The organism is Burkholderia sp. MSMB1498 (assembly GCF_001526245.1).
Classification (GTDB): domain Bacteria; phylum Pseudomonadota; class Gammaproteobacteria; order Burkholderiales; family Burkholderiaceae; genus Burkholderia; species Burkholderia savannae.
Genome location: NZ_LOYJ01000005.1, coordinates 1 through 19,338, shown reverse-complemented (window position 1 = coordinate 19,338; position 19,338 = coordinate 1). Strand labels below are relative to the sequence as shown.

Annotated in this window: 18 protein-coding genes and 1 pseudogene; 12 read left to right on the top strand and 7 right to left on the bottom strand. The window is 66.2% G+C overall.

The features are described 5' to 3' along the window. Positions 1-23: 23 nt before the first annotated feature. On the bottom strand, positions 24-974 hold the full coding sequence (hslO, locus tag WS91_RS01030) for an Hsp33 family molecular chaperone HslO (RefSeq protein WP_038750451.1): 951 nt from the start codon (positions 972-974) through the stop codon (positions 24-26). Positions 975-1,013: 39 nt separating this feature from the next. Then, positions 1,014-1,538, bottom strand: coding sequence for a gamma carbonic anhydrase family protein (locus WS91_RS01025; RefSeq protein ID WP_038750448.1), 525 nt, complete (start codon positions 1,536-1,538; stop codon positions 1,014-1,016). Positions 1,539-1,714: 176 nt separating this feature from the next. On the opposite strand from WS91_RS01025, the gene WS91_RS01020 reads away from it, so the two are divergent. The 10 genes from WS91_RS01020 (at position 1,715) to WS91_RS00975 (ending at position 11,254) form a co-directional block, all read left to right on the top strand. After that, a complete protein-coding gene (locus WS91_RS01020; protein WP_059669591.1) occupies positions 1,715-2,533 on the top strand; it encodes a ferritin-like domain-containing protein in 819 nt (272 codons plus the stop codon). A gap of 502 nt (positions 2,534-3,035) precedes the next feature. Then, positions 3,036-3,926 carry an alpha/beta fold hydrolase gene (locus WS91_RS01015; RefSeq protein ID WP_038750442.1) on the top strand — a complete coding sequence of 297 codons (891 nt, stop codon included), beginning with the start codon at positions 3,036-3,038 and terminating at the stop codon, positions 3,924-3,926. A 229-nt stretch (positions 3,927-4,155) separates the two neighbouring features. Beyond that, positions 4,156-4,986: a 3',5'-nucleoside bisphosphate phosphatase gene (locus WS91_RS01010; RefSeq protein ID WP_038750502.1), complete on the top strand. Its 831-nt coding sequence runs from the start codon at positions 4,156-4,158 to the stop codon at positions 4,984-4,986. A gap of 66 nt (positions 4,987-5,052) precedes the next feature. Further along, the gene (locus WS91_RS01005; protein WP_038750439.1) at positions 5,053-5,682 is read left to right on the top strand and encodes an L-threonylcarbamoyladenylate synthase; all 630 of its coding nucleotides are present in this window, start codon (positions 5,053-5,055) and stop codon (positions 5,680-5,682) included. Positions 5,683-5,780: 98 nt separating this feature from the next. Then, on the top strand, positions 5,781-6,446 hold the full coding sequence (locus WS91_RS01000; RefSeq protein WP_038750436.1) for a site-2 protease family protein: 666 nt from the start codon (positions 5,781-5,783) through the stop codon (positions 6,444-6,446). A gap of 8 nt (positions 6,447-6,454) precedes the next feature. Further along, complete coding sequence (locus WS91_RS00995) at positions 6,455-7,657, top strand: tryptophan--tRNA ligase (protein ID WP_038750434.1); 1,203 nt, start codon at positions 6,455-6,457, stop codon at positions 7,655-7,657. Continuing rightward, positions 7,654-8,271 carry a class I SAM-dependent methyltransferase gene (locus WS91_RS00990; RefSeq protein WP_038750431.1) on the top strand — a complete coding sequence of 206 codons (618 nt, stop codon included), beginning with the start codon at positions 7,654-7,656 and terminating at the stop codon, positions 8,269-8,271. Before WS91_RS00995 ends, WS91_RS00990 begins: the two co-directional genes overlap by 4 nt. A gap of 44 nt (positions 8,272-8,315) precedes the next feature. Further along, positions 8,316-9,218: a 4-hydroxy-tetrahydrodipicolinate synthase gene (gene dapA / locus WS91_RS00985; RefSeq protein ID WP_038750428.1), complete on the top strand. Its 903-nt coding sequence runs from the start codon at positions 8,316-8,318 to the stop codon at positions 9,216-9,218. A 109-nt stretch (positions 9,219-9,327) separates the two neighbouring features. Continuing rightward, positions 9,328-10,473 (top strand): outer membrane protein assembly factor BamC, encoded by a 1,146-nt coding sequence (gene bamC, locus WS91_RS00980; protein ID WP_059577215.1) that lies wholly within the window; start codon positions 9,328-9,330, stop codon positions 10,471-10,473. Between the two features lie 4 nt (positions 10,474-10,477). Beyond that, positions 10,478-11,254: an MBL fold metallo-hydrolase gene (locus WS91_RS00975; RefSeq protein ID WP_038750423.1), complete on the top strand. Its 777-nt coding sequence runs from the start codon at positions 10,478-10,480 to the stop codon at positions 11,252-11,254. A gap of 170 nt (positions 11,255-11,424) precedes the next feature. Here WS91_RS00975 and WS91_RS31655 read toward each other — a convergent pair whose 3' ends face one another. From WS91_RS31655 to WS91_RS00970, 3 genes are read right to left on the bottom strand one after another with little or no spacing between them, the layout of a single operon-like run. Further along, positions 11,425-11,679 (bottom strand): hypothetical protein, encoded by a 255-nt coding sequence (locus WS91_RS31655; protein ID WP_081989776.1) that lies wholly within the window; start codon positions 11,677-11,679, stop codon positions 11,425-11,427. Further along, positions 11,585-11,854, bottom strand: coding sequence for a hypothetical protein (locus WS91_RS37845; RefSeq protein ID WP_081989774.1), 270 nt, complete (start codon positions 11,852-11,854; stop codon positions 11,585-11,587). Before WS91_RS37845 ends, WS91_RS31655 begins: the two co-directional genes overlap by 95 nt. 56 nt (positions 11,855-11,910) lie before the next feature. Next, positions 11,911-13,098 (bottom strand): cupin domain-containing protein, encoded by a 1,188-nt coding sequence (locus WS91_RS00970; protein WP_059669590.1) that lies wholly within the window; start codon positions 13,096-13,098, stop codon positions 11,911-11,913. A gap of 68 nt (positions 13,099-13,166) precedes the next feature. Here WS91_RS00970 and WS91_RS00965 point away from each other — a divergent pair, with 68 nt between their 5' ends. Then, positions 13,167-13,718 carry an FKBP-type peptidyl-prolyl cis-trans isomerase gene (locus WS91_RS00965; RefSeq protein WP_059577221.1) on the top strand — a complete coding sequence of 184 codons (552 nt, stop codon included), beginning with the start codon at positions 13,167-13,169 and terminating at the stop codon, positions 13,716-13,718. Here WS91_RS00965 and WS91_RS00960 read toward each other — a convergent pair. Further along, a complete protein-coding gene (locus tag WS91_RS00960) occupies positions 13,698-14,993 on the bottom strand; it encodes a hypothetical protein (protein WP_059669603.1) in 1,296 nt (431 codons plus the stop codon). The two genes, WS91_RS00965 and WS91_RS00960, sit on opposite strands and share 21 nt — an antisense overlap. Then, a complete protein-coding gene (mutS, locus tag WS91_RS00955) occupies positions 14,980-17,649 on the bottom strand; it encodes a DNA mismatch repair protein MutS (protein WP_059669604.1) in 2,670 nt (889 codons plus the stop codon). The genes WS91_RS00960 and mutS overlap by 14 nt, the downstream gene beginning before the upstream one ends. A gap of 1,416 nt (positions 17,650-19,065) precedes the next feature. On the opposite strand from mutS, the pseudogene WS91_RS00950 reads away from it, so the two are divergent. Then, positions 19,066-19,260, top strand: a pseudogene (locus WS91_RS00950) (hypothetical protein); the annotation flags it as partial. Positions 19,261-19,338 lie beyond the last annotated feature (78 nt).

Here is a 19,338-nt window from a genome sequence, read left to right as displayed (position 1 = left end):
CGCGTTGCCCGTGCGCGGGCGCCTCAGTGCTTCTGCGCAGCGGCGGGCGCGACGCCCGCACCGAGTTCGGATGTCGAGAATAGCTGCGTGACATCGACCGGATCAAATTCGTAACGCTGGTTGCAGAATTCGCAGTGGATTTCGACGTGGCCGCGCTCCTCGATCACGCCGTCGATTTCGACGCGCCCGAGCATGCGCAGCATCCCGCCGACCTTCTCGCGCGAGCACGTGCACTGGAAGCGCGTGGCGGTCGGTTCGAAGTGCTGCACATTCTCCTGCCAGAACAGACGCCGAAACACGGTCGCGGGTTCCACTTCGAGCAGTTCTTTCGGCGACAGCGTGCCGCCGAGCGTGCAGACGCGCTCCCACGTGTCCTCGTCGGTTTCCTCCACGCGCGGCACGATGCCGCCGTCGCCCGGCAGCTTCTGCAGCAGCACGCCGACCGCGCGATCGTGATCGGCCGCGAGCCAGAGGCGCGTGTCGAGCTGCTCGGAGTGCCGCATGTAATGCTCGAGCACGTCGGCGATCGACGCGAGCGGGCCGTCCTCGCCGTTCAGCGGCACGATGCCCTGATACGGCTGCTGGCCCGGCCGCTTGTCGGCCGGATCGAGCGTGATCACGCAGCGGCCGTGGCCGCTCGCGTTGATCAGCTCGGCGAACGAAGTGCCGTCGCCGACGCTCTGCGCGGCGTTGCCCGAGAACTTCGCGGTCGCGCGCATCGCGAGATCCGAGCTGCACTGCACGACGAGCATCTTCACCGGGCCGTCGCCGAAGATCTGCATGATGAGCGTGCCGTCGAACTTCAGGTTCGCCGACAGCAGCGCGCACGCCGCCATCATTTCGCCGAGCACGTTGCGCACGGGCATCGGATAATCGCGGCGCGTGAGCACCTCCTGCCACGTGTTGCGCAGCGAGACGATCTCGCCGCGCACCGGGGCCGCGTTGAACATGAATTTCTGTAACTGGTCGCTCACTTTTTTCCCTTGACGATCAAACGGCTCGCGCGCGGCGGATCAGCCGATCCGCACGAGCTGCTCCTTGAAATACGCGCGCCGCATCGCGTAGCTCTTCGTGTTCATGTGCATCCGCGCGATGTCCTCGTCGGACAGCGTACGCACGACCTTCGCCGGCGCGCCGAGAATCAGCGAATTGTCCGGAAACGTCTTGCCCTCGGTGATCACCGCGCCGGCGCCGACGAGACAGTTGCGGCCGATCACCGCGCGATTCAAGATCACCGCCTGGATGCCGATCAGCGAGCCTTCGCCGATCGTGCAGCCGTGCAGCATCGCCTGATGGCCGACCGTCACGTTCGGCGCGATCGTGAGCGGGCATCCCGGGTCGGTGTGCAGCACCGCGCCTTCCTGCACGTTGCTGCCCGCGCCGACCGTGATCGGCTCGTTGTCGCCGCGGATCGTCGCGCCGAACCACACGCTCGCGTTCTCTTCGAGCACGACCTTGCCGACGATCGACGCGCTGTCCGCGACGAACACGCTTTCGTGGATGGACGGGGCGTTGTCGCCGAGCTTGTAGATGGTCACGATGTCTCCCTTGGGGCTTGTCTGGGCGGCCGGTACAATGGCGCGCGGTTGTGTCGCGCTTGGATGCGGCGCGATCGAATCCTTTATTGTAAACGGTTGTCCCGGCCGTTCGCGCGCGTGCCGCGCGGGCGCGTCGCCTTCTCATGCCACACGTGCCGATTTCGTCGCCCGAACCCTTGCGCTGCGCGCGCAGCGACGCGCTTGCCGCGCTTTGCGAGCCCGATCCCGTGCGCAAGGCCGCGCTCGTCGCCGAGTTGCGCGCGGCGCTCGCCGACGGCCGCGCGGCGGCCTGGCCCGAGCGCGAGCTGAGCGCGCCCGGGGGCGGCCTGCCCGGGCGGCCCGCGCGCCCGGCGCTCGTCGAGCCGCGCCGGCTCGAGCGGCGCAGCATGCGTTCGCCGCAAGGGCGCGCGGTGCTGTTGCACGCGCTCGCGCATATCGAGTTCAACGCGATCAATCTCGCGCTTGACGCAGTGTGGCGCTTCGCGCAGATGCCCGCGGCGTTCTATGCGGACTGGCTGAAGGTCGCGGCCGAGGAGGCGCATCACTATTCGCTGCTCGCCGCGCGCCTTGCCGAATTCGGCCATGCGTACGGCGATTTTCCCGCGCACGACGGCCTGTGGGAGATGTGCGAGCGCACGGCAGGCGATGTGCTCGCGCGAATGGCGCTCGTGCCGCGCACGCTCGAGGCGCGCGGGCTCGATGCGTCGCCGCCGATCCGCGCACGGCTTCAGCAAGCGGGCGACGATGCGTCTGCGGCGATTCTCGACGTGATCCTGCGCGACGAGATCGGCCACGTGTGGATCGGCAATCGGTGGTTTCGCCATCTGTGCGACGAGGCGGGGCTCGATCCGCGTGCGGCCTACGAACGGCTCGCTGCGCAGTACCGTGCGCCGCGGTTGCGCGGCCCGTTCAATTTCGATGCCCGCCGCGCCGCGGGATTCGACGACGACGAATTGAACGCGCTCGTCGCGCAGGACATCGAGCCGAAGGCATGACGGGCTCGCGCTGCGTGTGCGGCCGTGGTCCGGCGGCCGCGCGTGCGCCGTGAGCGGGACGACAGGTCGACAGGACCGGCGGGCGGATCGGGAGGGGCGGTCGCCGGGTGACGCGGTGACGCGGTGATCGGCGCGTCGAAGCTGTCGTGCGATCTGTGCGCCTCGCTCGCCAAACCGGGGCGTGAGCGCGCCACGATCGGTATCCGCCGATCAACGTTGGCGGTCGGAGATGCCGCCGTTGCTCAACCCGGCGAGTCGCGACGAATTCGAATTGCGGCGAATCGCGGTGAATCGCGACGGTTTTCGACGATTGGTGCCGATTCGGGCCGATTCGTGGCGGTTTGCGCGGTTCCTCTGGATCTGCCCCTCAATTGAGCGCCCGCTGCAGCCGCTCGGCTTACCTAGAGAAGTGCCTCGACACGCACGCCGACTTGAAGCCCGGCCGACGCCAGGTGAGCCGGATCGATATAATCGAACGGTCATTCTTTTTTTGGCGGCTGCGATGCATTCCACTCAATCTGTCTCCGATTTCGTCACGGTTCGCGGCGTGAAACTGCATGTGCGCCGCTGGGGGCGGCCCGATGCGCCGACGCTCTACATGTTGCACGGCTGGATGGACGTCGCGGCGTCGTTTCAGTTCGTCGTCGACGCGCTCGCGGGCGACTGGCAGGTGATCGCCCCCGATGCGCGCGGCTTCGGGCTGTCCGATTGGCCGGTCGCCGCGCAGGGCGGCGGCCATTACTGGTTCCACGAATACCTGGCGGACCTCGATGCGCTGATCGACCACTACACGCCCGACGGCGAAGTCAATCTGATCGGCCACAGCATGGGGGCGAACGTCGTTTGCCTGTACGCGGGCGCGCGGCCGCAGCGGGTGCGGCGGGTCGTCGATCTGGAGGGATTCGGGCTCGCGCCCGCGCGCGTCGAGCAGGCGCCGCGGCGCGTCGGGCAATGGCTCGACGAGCTACGCACGCCGCCGACGCTCAAGCGCTACGCGTCGCTCGAGGACGTCGCCGCGCGCCTCGTCAAGACCAATCCGCGCCTCGAGCCGCGCCGCGCGGCGTTTCTTGCCGAGCATTGGTCGATGCGCGATGCGCACGGTCAATACCAGCTGCTCGCCGATCCCGCGCACAAGCTGCGCGGCCCGCTGCTGTACCGGCTCGACGAGGTGATGGCGATCTGGTCGAAGGTGCGCGCGAAGGTGCTGCACGTCGAGGCGGTCGATTCGCCGACGCTGGCGTTTCTCGCGGGCGAGATTCCGATTCCCGAATTCAAGGCGCGTTTTGCGGCGTTCGCCGACTGGCGCGAAAAACTCGTCGAGGATGCGGGGCACATGGTCCATCACGACCAGCCGGAACAGATCGCGGCGCTGATCGAGGCGTTTTGCGCGTGAGCTGACATCGGGATCGCCGCTCCGGCTCGGCGACAAGTCGACCAATCAGCCAATCGGCCAATCAGCCAATCGGCCAATCGGCCAATCGGCGAAAGGAGATACGCGAAACGCGAGAGAGCACCGAGGCAAGGCCCCGGAATCGGCCGCGGCCCCGTCCATTGGCATCGGGGGCGCATTCGGCGAATTTGCGCATTGCAGTAGAATGAACGCTTAGTCTCCGATGCCCACGATGAACGCCGATCTCCACTGCCATTCGAACGTCTCCGACGGTCAGCTTTCTCCCGCCGACGTCGCGCGTCGCGCGCATGCGGGCGGCGTCACGCTGTGGGCGCTGACGGATCACGACGAGGTCGGCGGCCAGCGCGCCGCGCGCGAAACCGCCGAGGCGCTCGGCATGCGCTATCTGCACGGCGTCGAGATTTCGGTGACGTGGGCGTCGCGCACCGTGCACATCGTCGGCCTGAACATCGATCCGGAGAACCGCACGCTCGTCGATGGCCTTTACCGCACGCGCAACGGCCGCGCGGCGCGCGCAATGGCGATCGGCGACGCGCTCGCGGCGCTCGGCATCGAAGGCGCTTACGAAGGCGCGCTCGCATACGCGTCGAATCCCGATCTGATCTCGCGCACCCACTTCGCACGCTTTCTCGTCGACAACGGGCATGCGGCGTCGATTCCCGACGTGTTCGACCGCTATCTCGGCGACGGCAAGCCAGGCTACGTCGCGCACCGCTGGGCGAAGCTGTCCGACGCCGTCACGTGGATTCGGCAGGCGGGCGGCGAGGCGGTCGTCGCGCATCCGGGCCGCTATGCGTATACGCCCGTCGAATTCGACGCGTTCTTCGCCGAATTCATCGATTTGGGCGGCGTCGCGATCGAGGTCGTGACGGGCAGCCACACGCCCGACCAGTACCGCGAATACGCCGACGTCGCGCGGCGCTTCGGCTTCGAGGCGTCGCGCGGCTCCGATTTCCACGCGCCGGGCGAAGGGCGCACCGAGCTCGGCAGCCTGCCGCCGCTGCCGTCCGATCTCAAACCCGTCTGGGAGCGCTGGCTGTAGCGGCGTCCGCCGGCGGCGCGTCCGGCCGCGGGCCGGCGTGCGCGCCGAACCATACTCTTTGTCCCCATGTCCCAATTCTTCAGGATTCATCCGGATAATCCGCAGCCGCGCCTCGTCAAGCAGGCGGCCGAAATCGTGCGGGGCGGCGGCGTGATCGCGCTGCCGACCGATTCGAGCTATGCGCTCGCGTGCCATCTCGACGACAAGGACGCGGTCGAGCGCGTGCGCCGCATCCGCGGGCTCGACGAGAAGCAGCATCTGTCGCTGCTCGTGCGCGATCTGTCCGAGCTCGCGACGTTCGCGATGGTCGACAACCGGCAATACCGGCTGATCAAGTCGGTGACGCCGGGGCCGTACGTGTTCATCCTGCAGGCGACGAAGGAAGTGCCGCGGCGGCTGTCGCACCCGTCGCGCAAGACGATCGGGCTGCGCGTGCCCGCGCATGCGATCACGCTCGCGCTGCTCGAGACGCTCGGCCAGCCGCTCCTCGGCACGACGCTGATCCTGCCGCCCGACGACGAGCCGCTCAACGAGCCCGAAGAAATCCGCGTGCGCCTCGAAAAACAGGTCGACCTCGTGATCGACGGCGGCGCGTGTCCGCGCGAGCCGTCGACGGTGATCGACCTGACGGGCGACGCGCCGCAGCTCGTGCGGGCCGGCCGCGGGCCGCTCGAGCCGTTCGGCCTCGCCGCGTGAGCGCAGCCGCGCCGCCCCGGCGCACCGGAGCGGCCGCCGTTGCGGTCCGCATGCACGCGCGTCGTTCGCGCGTTTCCCGCTTGTTACAATAGCGCGCTATGAATGCTTCTTCCCTGATACAGACAATCGCCGTCTATGCGCTGCCCGTGATCTTCGCGATCACGCTGCACGAGGCCGCCCACGGCTACGTCGCTCGCCTGCTCGGCGACAACACCGCTTACATGATGGGCCGCGTGTCGTTCAACCCGATGCGCCACATCGATCCGTTCGGCACGATCGTGATTCCGCTCGTGCTGTACTTCCTGACGAGCGGGGCGTTCCTGTTCGGCTACGCGAAGCCCGTGCCCGTCACGTTCCGCAATCTGCGCAACCCGCGCTGGGGCAGCCTGTGGGTCGCGCTCGCGGGGCCGGGCTGCAACTTCGTCCAGGCGCTGATCTGGGGCTTCGTGAGCATCGGCCTCGCCGCGCTCGCGATCGACGAGCCGTTCTTCACGCGCATGGCGGGCGCGGGCGTCGGCGTCAATCTGGTGCTCGCGGTGCTGAACCTCTTTCCGCTGCCGCCCCTCGACGGCGGGCGCGTGCTCGCGGCGCTGCTGCCGCCGAAGCAATCGATCGCGCTGTCGCGGCTCGAGCCGTACGGCTTTTTCATCGTGCTCGCGCTCGTCGCGACGGGCCTTCTGACGAAATTGTGGCTCAGGCCGCTGGTGGGCGCCGGCTACGCCGTCGTGACGGCCATCCTGACTCCTTTCGCCTCGCTTTTCTAACGACAATCATGTTCCCAGACCGTATCTTTTCCGGCATGCGACCCACCGGGTCGCTCCACCTCGGCCACTATCACGGCGTGCTGAAGAACTGGGTCAAGCTGCAGTCCGAGTACCCGTGTTTCTTCTGCGTCGTCGATTGGCATGCGCTGACGACGCACTACGAAACGCCCGAGGTGATCGAGAAGAACGTCTGGGACGTGCTGATCGACTGGCTCGCGTCCGGCATCGACCCGGCGCAGGCGACGCTCTTCATCCAGAGCAAGGTGCCCGAGCATGCCGAGCTCGCGCTGCTGCTCGGGATGAGCACGCCGCTCGGCTGGCTCGAGCGCGTGCCGACCTACAAGGAGCAGATCGAGAAGCTGAAGGACAAGGATCTGTCGACGTACGGCTTCCTCGGCTACCCGGTGCTGATGGCGGCCGACATCCTGCTTTATCGCGGCTCGCTCGTGCCGGTCGGCGAGGATCAGGTGCCGCACGTCGAGATGACGCGCGAGATCGCGCGCCGCTTCAATTACCTGTACGGCCGCGAGCCGGGCTTCGAGGAGAAGGCGCTCGAAGCGGCGAAGAAGCTGGGCGGCAAGCGCGCGAAGCTCTATCACGAGCTGCGCAACGCCTATCAGCAGGAAGGCGACGACGAGGCGCTCGAACAGGCGCGCGCGATGCTGCAGGAATCGCAGAGCCTGTCGATGAGCGACCGCGAGCGCCTGTTCGGCTATCTCGAAGGCGCACGCAAGATCATCCTCGTCGAGCCGCAGGCGCTCCTCACCGCGGCGTCTCGGATGCCCGGCCTCGACGGGCAGAAGATGTCGAAGTCGTACGGCAACACGATCGGCCTGCGCGAGGACGCGGAGACGATCACGAAGAAAGTCCGCACGATGCCGACCGATCCGGCGCGCGTGCGCCGCACCGATCCGGGCGATCCGGACAAGTGCCCGGTGTGGCAACTGCACCAGGTCTATACGGACGAAGCAACGCACGAATGGGTGCAGAAGGGCTGCCGCTCGGCGGGCATCGGCTGTCTCGACTGCAAGCAACCGGTGGTCGAAGGGATTTTGCGCGAACAGCAGCCGATGCTCGAGCGCGCTCAGAAGTACATGGACGATCCGTCGCTGCTGCGCGCGATCGTCGCGGACGGCTGCGACAAGGCGCGCAAGCACGCGGTCGAGACGATGCGCGACGTGCGCGAGGCGATGGGGCTCGCGTACAGTTGAAGACGCTGACGATCGCGGTAGACGGCGCGCCGAGCGCGGCGGCGCACGGCGCGTCGGCCGAGGCGTCCGCGTGGATACGCAAGTGGTCGCATCTCGTGCCGGCGGGCGGCACGGTGCTCGATGTCGCCGCGGGCCACGGCCGCCACGCGCGCTGGTTCGCCGAACGCGGCCATCCGGTGTGCGCGCTCGAGCGGGAGCCGGCCGCACTCGCGTCGCTCGGCGCGCTGCCGGGCGTCGCCGAGCAGGCGGCCGATCTCGAAGCCGCGCCGTGGCCGCTTGCCGACGACGCGCGCTTCGCCGCGGTCGTCGTGACGAATTATCTGCATCGTCCGCTGCTGCCGCGTCTCGTCGCCGCAGTCGCGCCGGGCGGCGTGCTGTTGTACGAGACGTTCGCGCAAGGCAACCAAACGGTTGGCAAACCGTCCAATCCGGCGTTTCTGCTCGCGCCGGGCGAGTTGCTCGGCGCGGTGCGCGGGCAGTTGCGCGTCGTCGCGTTCGAGGACGGGTTCGCCGCCACGCCGCGCGACGCATTCGTCCAACGAATCTGCGCGGTGCGCGAGCGCGCCGCGGCGGAAGAAGGGGCGGGATATCCGCGTTACGGACTGGCAGGCTAATCCGCTACAATCAACTTTTACCGATTTTTCATCGCGTTTGTTTCATGGCTAACGGCACTCAAGACGGCATTCAAATCCGCGGCAGCGTCCCCGCGATCGTCACCCCGATGCTCGAGGACGGCGGCCTCGATCTGGCGGCCTTCCGCAAGCTGGTCGACTGGCATATCGAAGAGGGGACGGATGCCCTCGTCGTGGTCGGCACGAGCGGCGAATCGGCGACGCTTTCCGTCGACGAGCACGTCCTCATGATCGAAACCGCGGTCAAGCATGCGGCGAAGCGGATTCCGATCGTCGCGGGCGCGGGCGGCAATTCGACGGCCGAGGCGATCGAGCTGTCGAAGCACGCGAAGGCGGTGGGCGCCGACGCGACGCTGCAGGTGGTGCCGTATTACAACAAGCCGACGCAGGAAGGGATGTACCGCCACTTCAAGGCGATCGCCGAAGCGGTCGACTTGCCGGTGATTCTCTACAACGTGCCGGGGCGCACGGTCGCGGACATGTCGAACGAGACGATCCTGCGGCTCGCGCAGGTGCCGGGCATCATCGGCGTGAAGGACGCGACGGGCAACATCGATCGCGCCGCGCAGCTGATCAACGCGGCGCCCGCGAACTTCTCGATCTACAGCGGCGACGATCCGACCGCGATCGCGCTGATGCTCCTCGGCGGCCACGGCAACATCTCGGTGACGGCGAACGTCGCGCCGCGCGCGATGAGCGAACTGTGCCGCGCGGCGCTTGCCGCCGACGCGAAGGCGGCGCGCGAGATTCATATGAAGCTCCTGTCGCTGCACAAGAATCTGTTCATCGAGGCGAACCCGATTCCGGTGAAGTGGGCGCTGCAGCAGATGGGCAAGATCGCAGGCGGCATCCGCCTGCCGCTTACGCCGCTCGACGAGCGCTGCCACGAAGCCGTGCGCGGCGCGCTTCGCGAGGCCGGCCTCCTGTGAGGCCCAACGCGGCCGCCCGTGCGGCCGCGCCGCATCCCGATCGATCCGACCCGACCCGGCCGCTCCCGGCGTCGTGCGTGACACGCGTTCTAGCAAGACGAAGGACTTCATGAAACATTCCGCCTTTTCCTCCCGTGCGATCCAGGTTTCGGTGCTGGCGCTCGCGCTGGGCGCGCTCGCCGGCTGCGACACGCTGAACGACTATCTCGCGCCCGACCGGGTCAACTACAAGTCGACCGGCTCGGCGCCTCCGCTGCAAGTGCCGCAGGATCTGACGGCGATGCCGCTCAGCCCGTCGTACGTCGCGCCGCCGACGAACTCGGGCCTCGGCTCCGCACCGACGCGCGCCGTGACGGCCGCGGGCAACGCGACGGAAGGGCAGCCGAGCGCGCAGGACCCGTTCGGCATGCACGTCGAGCGTGACGGCGACCGCCGCTGGCTCGTCGTCGACGGCCGCACGCCCGAGCAGCTCTGGCCGCAATTGAAGGAATTCTGGCAGGACAACGGCTTCGTGCTGAAGACGGACGCGCCTTCGACCGGCATCATGGCGACCGACTGGGCGGAAAACCGCGCGAACATCCCGGACGACTGGTTCCGCCGCACGATCGGCCGAGTGATCGATTTCGCCTATTCGTCGGGCACGCGCGATCGGTTCCGCACGCTCGTCACGCGTACGTCCGGCGGCAACACCGACATCTCGATCACGCATAGCGCGATGGAGGAGAAGCTGACGGGCGCGCAGGGCGGCACGTCGTCGCGCTGGGAAGAGCGTCCGCGCAATCCGGTGCTCGAAGCGGTGTTCCTCGCGAAGCTGATGGAAAAATTCGGCCTGACCGACGCGCAGGCGAAGCAACTGCTCGCCGATGCGCGTCCGGCGACGGCGCCCGCGACGGTCGTCGGCGCCAACGGCGGCGCGTCGACGCTCGATCTGGCCGAATCGTTCGACCGTGCGTGGCTGCGTGTCGGCCTCGCGCTCGACCGGACGAACTTCACGGTCGACAATCGAGATCGCTCGAAGGGCATCTACTACGTCCGTTACGCGAATTCGATGGAAGAGCTCAAGCGCGACGGCCTGTTCGGCAAGCTGTTCTACGGTGGCCCGACGGCCGCGAAGCCGGGCAAGGAATTCCTCGTCAACGTGCGCGCGCAGGGCGACTCGAATACGCAAGTGGCCGTCCTCGACACGAACGGCCAGATCGACAACTCGTCCGACGCGCAGCGGATCATCTCGCTGCTGCACGCGCAGCTGAACTAAGCTCGTGCGATTCGCGAGCCTCGGAAGCGGCAGCGAAGGCAACGCGCTCGTCGTCGAAGCATCGGATGGCGTGACGACGACGCGCCTTCTGCTCGACTGCGGCTTCTCGGCGAAAGAACTCGAACGCCGGCTCGCGCGCCTCGATTTGCGCGTCGACGATCTCGACGCGATCCTCGTCACCCACGAACACGGCGACCACGTCGGCTGCGCGCTGACGCTCGCGCGCCGTGCGTCGCTGCCGTTGTACATGAGCTGGGGCACCGCGCGCGCGGTCGGCGCGGACGAAGCCGACGTCGACCTCCACGTGCTCTGGAGCGACGAGGAGGCCGCGCTGGGCGACGTGTGCGTACGGCCCTATACGGTGCCGCACGACGCGCGCGAGCCGCTCCAGTTCGTCTTCAGCGACGGCGCGGCGCGTCTTGGCGTGCTGACCGACGTCGGCATGTCGACGCCGCACATCGGCGCCGTGCTGAGCGGCTGCGACGGCCTCGTGCTGGAGGCGAACCACGATGTCGCGATGCTTGCGGCAAGCCGCTATCCGGCGTCGCTGAAGGCGCGCATCGGGGGCTCGCACGGCCATCTGAGCAACGAGGCGGCGGCCGCCATCCTCGCCGAGCTCGATCGCAGCCGGCTGCGGCACCTGGTGGCCGCGCACCTGAGCCAGCAGAACAATACGCCGGCGCACGCGCAGGCGGCGCTGGCGGCGGCTTTGGGGGGTGGGGCGGGCGACGTGCTCGTCGCGTCGCAGGAGGAGGGTTTCGGCTGGCTCAGCCTGCGTTGATGCGTCGGCGCCGTCGGCGGGCGTGCACGCGCCCGAGCGCGTGCCTGCGGGCGCCGCAACGATTCGTCGGCGTCCGCGAAACCGCGGAACAGATGCACGGGGACCGTGCGAAGGACGTAAAAAAAACCGGCCCACGGGCCGGTTTTTTTTTCAGCTGATGCTGGTGCGACTTACTGGCTTGCGCCCGAAGCCGGAGCAGCCGTCGCTGCCGAAGCAGCCGACGCCACAGCAGCAGCTGCATCGCTCGCAGCAGCGGCAACGCTCGAAGCCGCTTCCGAAGCAGCAGCGGCAACGCCCGAAGCAGCCGAAGCAGCAGCGGCGGTAGCGTCGCTAGCAGCCGACGAAGCAGCTTGCTCGGAGCTCTTGTTGCACGCAGCCAGCGCAACGGCAGCCAACAGGGAAGCTACGAGGAGGGATTTCTTCATGATCACGTCCTTTTATGGTTAAAGGTAAGCAACAGCGCGAAACAATACCGGTAATGTGCTCCAACACCGACCTGGGCCGCTGGTGGAGATGCACTTCTAGAGCGTGAATCTTCCCTACGGCTTGGGCGGAAATTATATGCACTTTCCTATCGACCGTCGACAAATGCGGGGTCAATACGTTGTCTTTCCCATACAAAACATGCGTTCGTATGGGCGTACGGCCGGGCAACTCTACTCCATCTCACCCACCCGTATCCAGCCCGCACAATACCACTCGTGCAGCAGGCCTGTCATGGCGGGGTCCCGGGAGAGTGTTACAAACCGTTTCGCCCCCATCCGGCGCGAATCGGCCAGTTCCGGCAGCCATTTCGCCGCCGTCGCGAGCGAATACGCGTCGCCGTTGATGAAGTACGAGCGCGCGTTATACAACAACGCCGCTTTCCTGTCGAGCCGGACGCCCCGGCGCGCGGCCTGGGCCGCGAACGCGGTTTCGCCGAGCCGGCGGGCAGGAGGATCGAAAACGACGTTCGATTTGGGCTCGCTCAAATAGCAGCCGAGAAAATCGCCAATATCGTGCTCGTCCCATTTGATGCCGGCGAGCGTCCTGGCGACGCGCTCGGTCATCTCCGGGGGCAGCCTCGCGGGGGCGTCGACCGCGGGCTGCGCCGGATCGCGATACGGCGCGTCGTCGCGTGCGCCCGTGCGCAAGCCGCCGCGCTCGGCCAGGTGATAGAGGAACTGCGTGCGCAACTCGCCCGCGGACGGAGCTCTGAAGCCGATCGAGCACGTCATGCATTCGCCGATCGCGACGCCGTCGTGCGCGACGTGCGGGGGCAGATACAGCATGTCGCCGGGCTCGAGCACCCATTCGTCGGTCGGCTCGAAATGCTCGAGGATCTTGAGCGGCAATCCTTCCTGCAGCGACAAGTCCTGCTGCGCGCCGATTCGCCAGCGACGCTTGCCGTGCACCTGCAGCAGGAACACGTCGTACGAGTCGAAATGCGGGCCGACGCCGCCGCCGTCCGTCGCGTACGAGATCATCAGATCGTCGAGGCGCGCATCCGGAACGAACCGGAACCGTTCGAGCAACGAGCGGGCGCTGTCGTCATGCAAATCGAGACCCTGCACGAGGAGGGTCCATTCGCGCCGTTTCACGGGCGGCAGATGCTCGAGCGAGAACGGACCATGCTCCAGTTGCCATCTGTTACGAAAATGGGTGATGAGACGCGATTCGACGTCATAGTCGCCCGCGAGCTCGAACAGCGCGTCGCGCAAGAGCGGCGGCGCGACGTCGGGAATCGCCTGCCGGATCAGAAGCGGTTTTTTCTGCCAATATCGGCGCATGAAATGCGCGGGCGTGAGGTTGCCGAGAAGCTGGGTCGGCGCCTCGGACAGCGGCGCGCGAGTGCGCTCGCGCACACGGCCGGACGGTTCGGGTAGTGGCCGTTTGGGCATCGTATAATGACTATTGTACTTGGGAGAATTGGATGAAAATCGCAAAAAATACTGTCGTGTCGGTCGCTTACAAGCTGTCGGATGCGCAAGGCAATCTGATCGAGGAGAGCGATGAGCCGATGGTCTATCTGCACGGCGGCTATGATGGCACGTTCCCCAAGATCGAGGAACAACTCGACGGCCAGGAACCCGGCTATCAAGCGCAAATCCAGCTGGAGCCGCAGGATGCGTTCGGCGATTACGATCCTGAACTCGTGAAGATCGAGCCGCGCGACCGCTTCCCCGAGCCGCTCGAAGTCGGCATGCAATTCGAAGGCACGCCGGAAGACGGCGACGAGGAAATCGACTCGCTGATCTACACGGTGACCGACATCGCGGAAGACAAGGTCGTCCTCGACGGCAATCACCCGCTCGCCGGCATGGCGCTGCGCTTTTCGCTGACCGTCAAGGACGTGCGCGAAGCGACCGAGGACGAGATCGAGCACGAGCACGCGCACGGCGCGGAAGGGCTCGAAATCGTCGACGAAGACGAGGACGACGATAACGACAACGAAGACAACAGCTCAGTGCGCACCCTGCATTGAGCGGGGCGCGGCGACGCCCGGAGTCTCGCCGGATGTCGCGCTCGACGGCGCGCGGTGATCGAATGGGTCGTCGCGCGCGCCATGCCAATCATCATAGCCGGGCGGTTGCGCGCCGCTCGCGCCCGAATCGGGCAGCGCCGGCGACGCGGGGATTTCCGGCATTTCGGGCAGCGGCGTGTCGTCATGCGGCACGACGGGCAGGGCAGGCGGTTGAGGCAGATGCTTCGGCACGGTCTGCATGCTCACGTTGAACATCGGCTGCTTCGCCGGATCGACGCCGATTCGCACCCATTGAGCCAGGCGCGCATGCGGCGCGATCGCGATGCGCGTCAGGTTGCCGACCAGATCCCCTTTGTCGTCGCGTAACGGACGGTCGATCCTGAAGCCGTTCGCGAGCGTTTCGCCGTTCGGATGGACGACGACGATCGAGCCGCGAAAAACCGTGGCCGCTCTCACCAATGCGCGTTTGAATTCGCGAAAGCCGTCGCGCGTGCGAGGGCGGTTGAAGCGCAGCCATCCGAAGCGCTCCGAACGTTCGTAGCGGTCGAACTGCGGATCGCCCTCGAGAAAGATCACAAGCGCACGCGCCTTGCGGCGCTTCGCGTACTCGGCCGCGTGATCGATCCAGAACGCATTCGCGATGACACGATCCTCGAACTCGCCGTTGCGGCCGCCCGCCGTCAGGTAGCGGTTGTTCGGCGCGGGCGCGTTCAGGCCGATGAACACCGTGTCGTCGCGCACCCAGCGAACGTTCTCCCGATAGGGATGAAAGCGCGGCACTTCGCTCTCGCGCGTGAGCAGCATCGGATTCGCGGCGGGCAGTGCCGGCTCGGTGAAGACGCTTTGGCGCAGGAAGTCGAGCCGCTCGACGGGGTCGTACGCGCCGGCGTCGCGCGTGCCGCACGCGGCCCAGTCGAACTGGCCCGGCAGCAGCACGATAGGAACGCGGGACGTCGCGAACAGTGCGTTGCGCTGCTCGTACAACTGATCGCGGCATGCTTCCTTCGGCCCCTTCAGGTTGCCTTCGTAGACGATGAACGACACCGAGCGGTCGCGTGCGATTGCGTCGAGCAGGCGCCGAGCGGGCGGCTCGTCGTCGGACGACGCGATCACGCCGGACAGAACCCCGAACGTATACGGCTCGCCGCCCGCACGCGACGACGCGGGCGCGGCCAGCATGCCGCCTGCAAGCGCGCATGTGAGCGCGAAAGCGGCGACGCGCGAGCGAAGCGCCGCGTGAGGCGCGTGAGGCGCGATGCCGTCAGCGTTGCGCATCCGTTGCGCCTGTGCGGGCGAGCGCGTGCAGTTCATAGAGCAGGTCGAGTGCGTCGCGCGGCTTCAAGTCGTCCGGATCGAGTGCGAGCAGGCGCTCGAGAGCCGGATGCGGCACGGCCGCCGGCGGTTCGTCGTATTCCGGTTCGTCGACGGCCGGCTGCGCGGCGAAGAGATCGAGCTGCGGCGTTGCTTGCGCGGCGGACTGCTGTTCGAGGTGCGCGAGATGCTTGCGGGCGGCGCGAATCACCGGCGCGGGGACGCCTGCAAGCTGCGCGACCTGCAGCCCATAGCTCTGATTCGCTGGGCCTTCCTCGACTGCGTGCAGGAATACGATGCCGTGCCCATGTTCGACCGCCGACAGATGCACGTTCGCCGCTTGCGGGAATTCGGCCGGCAGTTGCGTGAGCTCGAAGTAGTGCGTCGCGAACAGCGTGTAGCAGCGATTGTGCGACAGCAGGTGGCGCGCGATCGCCCACGCGAGCGCGAGGCCGTCGAACGTCGACGTGCCGCGGCCGATTTCATCCATCAGCACGAGGCTTTGCGGCGTGGCGTCGTTCAGGATCGCGGCGGCTTCCGTCATTTCGACCATGAACGTCGAGCGGCCGCCCGCGAGATCGTCCGCCGCGCCGATGCGCGTGAAGATGCGGTCGATCGGACCGAAGCGGGCCGCCTTCGCCGGCACGTAGCTGCCGACGTACGCCATCAGCGCAATGAGCGCTGTTTGCCGCATGAACGTCGATTTACCGCCCATGTTCGGGCCGGTGATGAGGAGCAGCTTGCGATCGGTGTTCAGCGAGCAGTCGTTCGCGATGAACTGCTCGACCTGCGCTTCGACGACCGGATGGCGGCCTTGATCGATTTCGATGCCGATCTCGTCGGTGAATTCCGGTGCAACCCAGTCGAGCGTGCGGGCCCGTTCGGCGAAGGCCGCGAGCAAGTCCAGTTCCGCGAGGCCGCTTGCGACGCGCTGGCATCCTTCGATGTGAGGCAGCAGCGCCTGCAGTACGCTGTCGTAAAGCGCGCGCTCGCGGGCGAGTGCGCGCTCCTGCGCGGACAGCGCCTTGTCCTCGAACGTCTTCAGCTCGGGCGTGATGTAGCGTTCGGCGTTCTTGAGCGTCTGGCGGCGACGGTAGTCGTCGGGCACCTTATCGGTCTGGCCGCGTGTGACCTCGATGTAGAAGCCGTGGACCTTGTTGTATTCGACGCGCAGATTCGAGATGCCCGTGCGCGCGCGCTCGCGCGTTTCGAGGTCGATCAGGAACTGACCGCAGTTCTCCGAGATGTCGCGCAGCTCGTCGAGTTCCGCGTCGTAGCCGCGGGCGATCACGCCGCCGTCGCGGACCATCGCAGCAGGCTCGGGCGCGATCGCGCGCGTCAGCAGATCGAGGCAGCCCGCGGGCGGCTCGAGCGCGGCTTCAAGGCGGCCGAGCGCGGCCGCGTTCGGTGCGATTTCGGCGACGCGCTCGCGCAGCACGGGCAGGGCGGCGAACGTGTCGCGCAGGCTGGACAGATCGCGTGGCCGCGCGGACAGCAGCGCGAGGCGGCCGGTGATCCGTTCGACGTCGGCAATTTGCCGCAGCGCCGAGCGCAGGCTGTCGAGGCTCGCGTTCGCGGCGGCGTCGAGTAGTGCGCCGATCGCCTGGTGGCGCGCTTGCGCCGCGACCGACGCGCGCGGCGGATGATGCAGCCAATGGCGCAGCAGGCGGCTGCCCATTGCGGTGCAGCAGGTGTCGAGCAGCGAATAGAGCGTCGGCGACTCGGTGCCGCGCAGCGTTTCGGTGAGTTCGAGATTGCGTCGCGTCGACGGATCGAGCCCGATGTATTCGGACTCGTTTTCCACCTTGAGACTGCGCACGTGGCGAAGCTGCTGGCCCTGAGTCGACGCCGCGTAGATCAGCAGCGCGCCGGCGGCCCCACAGGCACTCGTGAGCGCCTGCGCGCCGAAGCCGTCGAGACTCGCGATTTCGAGCTGATCGCAAAGGCGCTGCGTGCCCGATGCGATGTCGAAGTGCCAGGCGGGCACGCGCGTGATCGCGCCCATGCCGGCCGGCACCGATTCGATCGTGCCGTCGGCCGCGAGGATTTCCGCGGGCCGGATGCGCTCGAGCGCCGCGGCGATCTGATCCGGCGCGACCTCGGCGAGCCGCAGCGCGCCGCTCGCCAGGTTGAGCCAGGCGAGACCGATGTTCGACGCTACGCCGCGCTTGTTGTGTCCGACGCAAAGCGCGAGCAGGAACACGTCGCTCTTGTCGGACAATAATGCGGCGTCGGTCAGCGTGCCCGGCGTGACGACGCGCACGACCTTGCGCTCGACGGGCCCCTTCGACGTCGCGGGGTCACCGATCTGCTCGCAAATCGCCGCCGATTCGCCGAATTTCACGAGCTTCGCGAGGTATTGCTCGACCGCGTGATGCGGCACGCCCGCCATCTTGATCGGTGTGCCGGCGGACGCGCCGCGCTGCGTGAGCGTCAGATCAAGCAGGCGCGAGGCTTTCTCCGCGTCCTCGAAGAAGAGCTCGTAGAAGTCGCCCATCCGGTAGAACACGAGTGTTCCGGGATGTTCTGCCTTGATGCGTAAGTACTGCTGCATCATCGGCGTGTGCTGCGCGGCGGCCGCTGCCGCTGCGTCGGGGGAGGCATCGATTTGGGTGGCCATCTTGCGAATATCTGTCTGCGTATGCGGAATTGGGTGAGAGTTTACCTTGTCGTAGCGCTGCGCGAAGCCGGCCGGATGGCCAACGTGTTCGGGCTGCGCCGATTCGTGCGCATCGTGCGGCTTGATCGCGGGCGAGTGCGGCGTTTCGTGGCGCGCCGGCCGTCGCCTCGAACGAAAGAAAATTCGGTGTTGAACATGCGCGGGTTTGACGAGCATCGTCACGGTTCATTCGCCGGACGCCGTCGACGTTCGAATTCGACGCCGACCCATCGACAATCGAAACCGTTGGGACCGTTTCAGCCGCGCGTCGACGCGGATCGAACCGCGATGTCGAGCGATCGTCGCGCATCCGAGCGTAGGGCGGCGGCAGGCGGGCGACGCGTCGACACCGCGGAGATTCAATGCCCGTATTCGAACGCGATCGCGAACAATAATTGGAACGCGAATTAAAAGGCAAAATTGATGCCGAGCGTGCTGAATTCGGTGCTGCATTGTTTATTGATTCATTCCCGATGTAAAAATATGATTGCATGATGGTGTTTATATTGTCTATCTTGTTATCGATGCATGGCGAATGCTATTGATTGAAGGGGCGGATAAATTAATACCATTGGTTTTGTTGGAGGAGTGGTAATAGTCTCCGTCGAGCGCAGAAATAAAAAGAATCCGGAAATGCGCGATTGCTATCAGGCGTGTGCGACGAAGTGGCGAAAACAGCACGTCGACACGCCGGATTGACGATGGCCGTACAGTGTTGACCGAGAAGAAATCAGCATACGGCGTTGTCGGGTATCTCCACCCGAGTATCTCTGCCGGATGATCATTGATTGAAATGCCGATGTCCGCCGATTGACTCGTTCGAGTCGAAACGATGCGGCATCGTGGAAGTCGGGGAAGTAGCGGGAAAATGATTAATCGAACGATGCGGCGATTTCGCGCGCGTCGGCAATATCCCGCGAAAAAAGGGGTCATGATGTCTCGTCGAATCTTGTCGGCTTTGCAGCGGGTGGGCTCGATACGAGTGCGCGCGGCGTGGCGCTTCGCACGCGGTCGCGCGACGATGACGGATTCGTGATTTTTCGATTGCCGATGCAGGCAGTGCCGATCGCGGATTCGGCACTGCCATGAATCTCGGCGCTTGAATCCATTGCAATTCACGGTGCGTCCATCGAATCGGGTGGGATGTCATGCCGCACCCGTTTATTTCGAATTCGACGGATGTGTATCCGGTGCGCGCTGTGGCCGACGCGATGCGATCGAGCGCCCGCGATCCGTGCAGGCCGAACCCTGTCGCGCATCGATCCGCGACGAATGCTCGAGTGTTGAAGTGTTGGTGGAGTTGAGTGTGTAGTGCAAGAGTGTATGCATGCAGTCAGTGTTTCAATCGAAGCGTCATTTTTTATTTAGGAGAATGAAATGAAAAAGACTCTCGCCGCTGTCGTTTCCGCAATGCTTTTGGCTTCGTCGTACGCGCACGCCGATACGTTGTGCACGTCGGGCACGATCAGCAAGCTCTTCATCGACAAGAACGGGGTCATGGAGGTGACGGTCGGCACCCTGTCGTACTTGAACGGAAACAAGGATGTGTATCCGCTCATCACGTCGGCATTTGGTAAGCGCCTCACGGCGACCGTCGTAGACGAGGGCGAGAAGCGACATCAAAGTGGTGCCCATCATTTTCGATTTGAT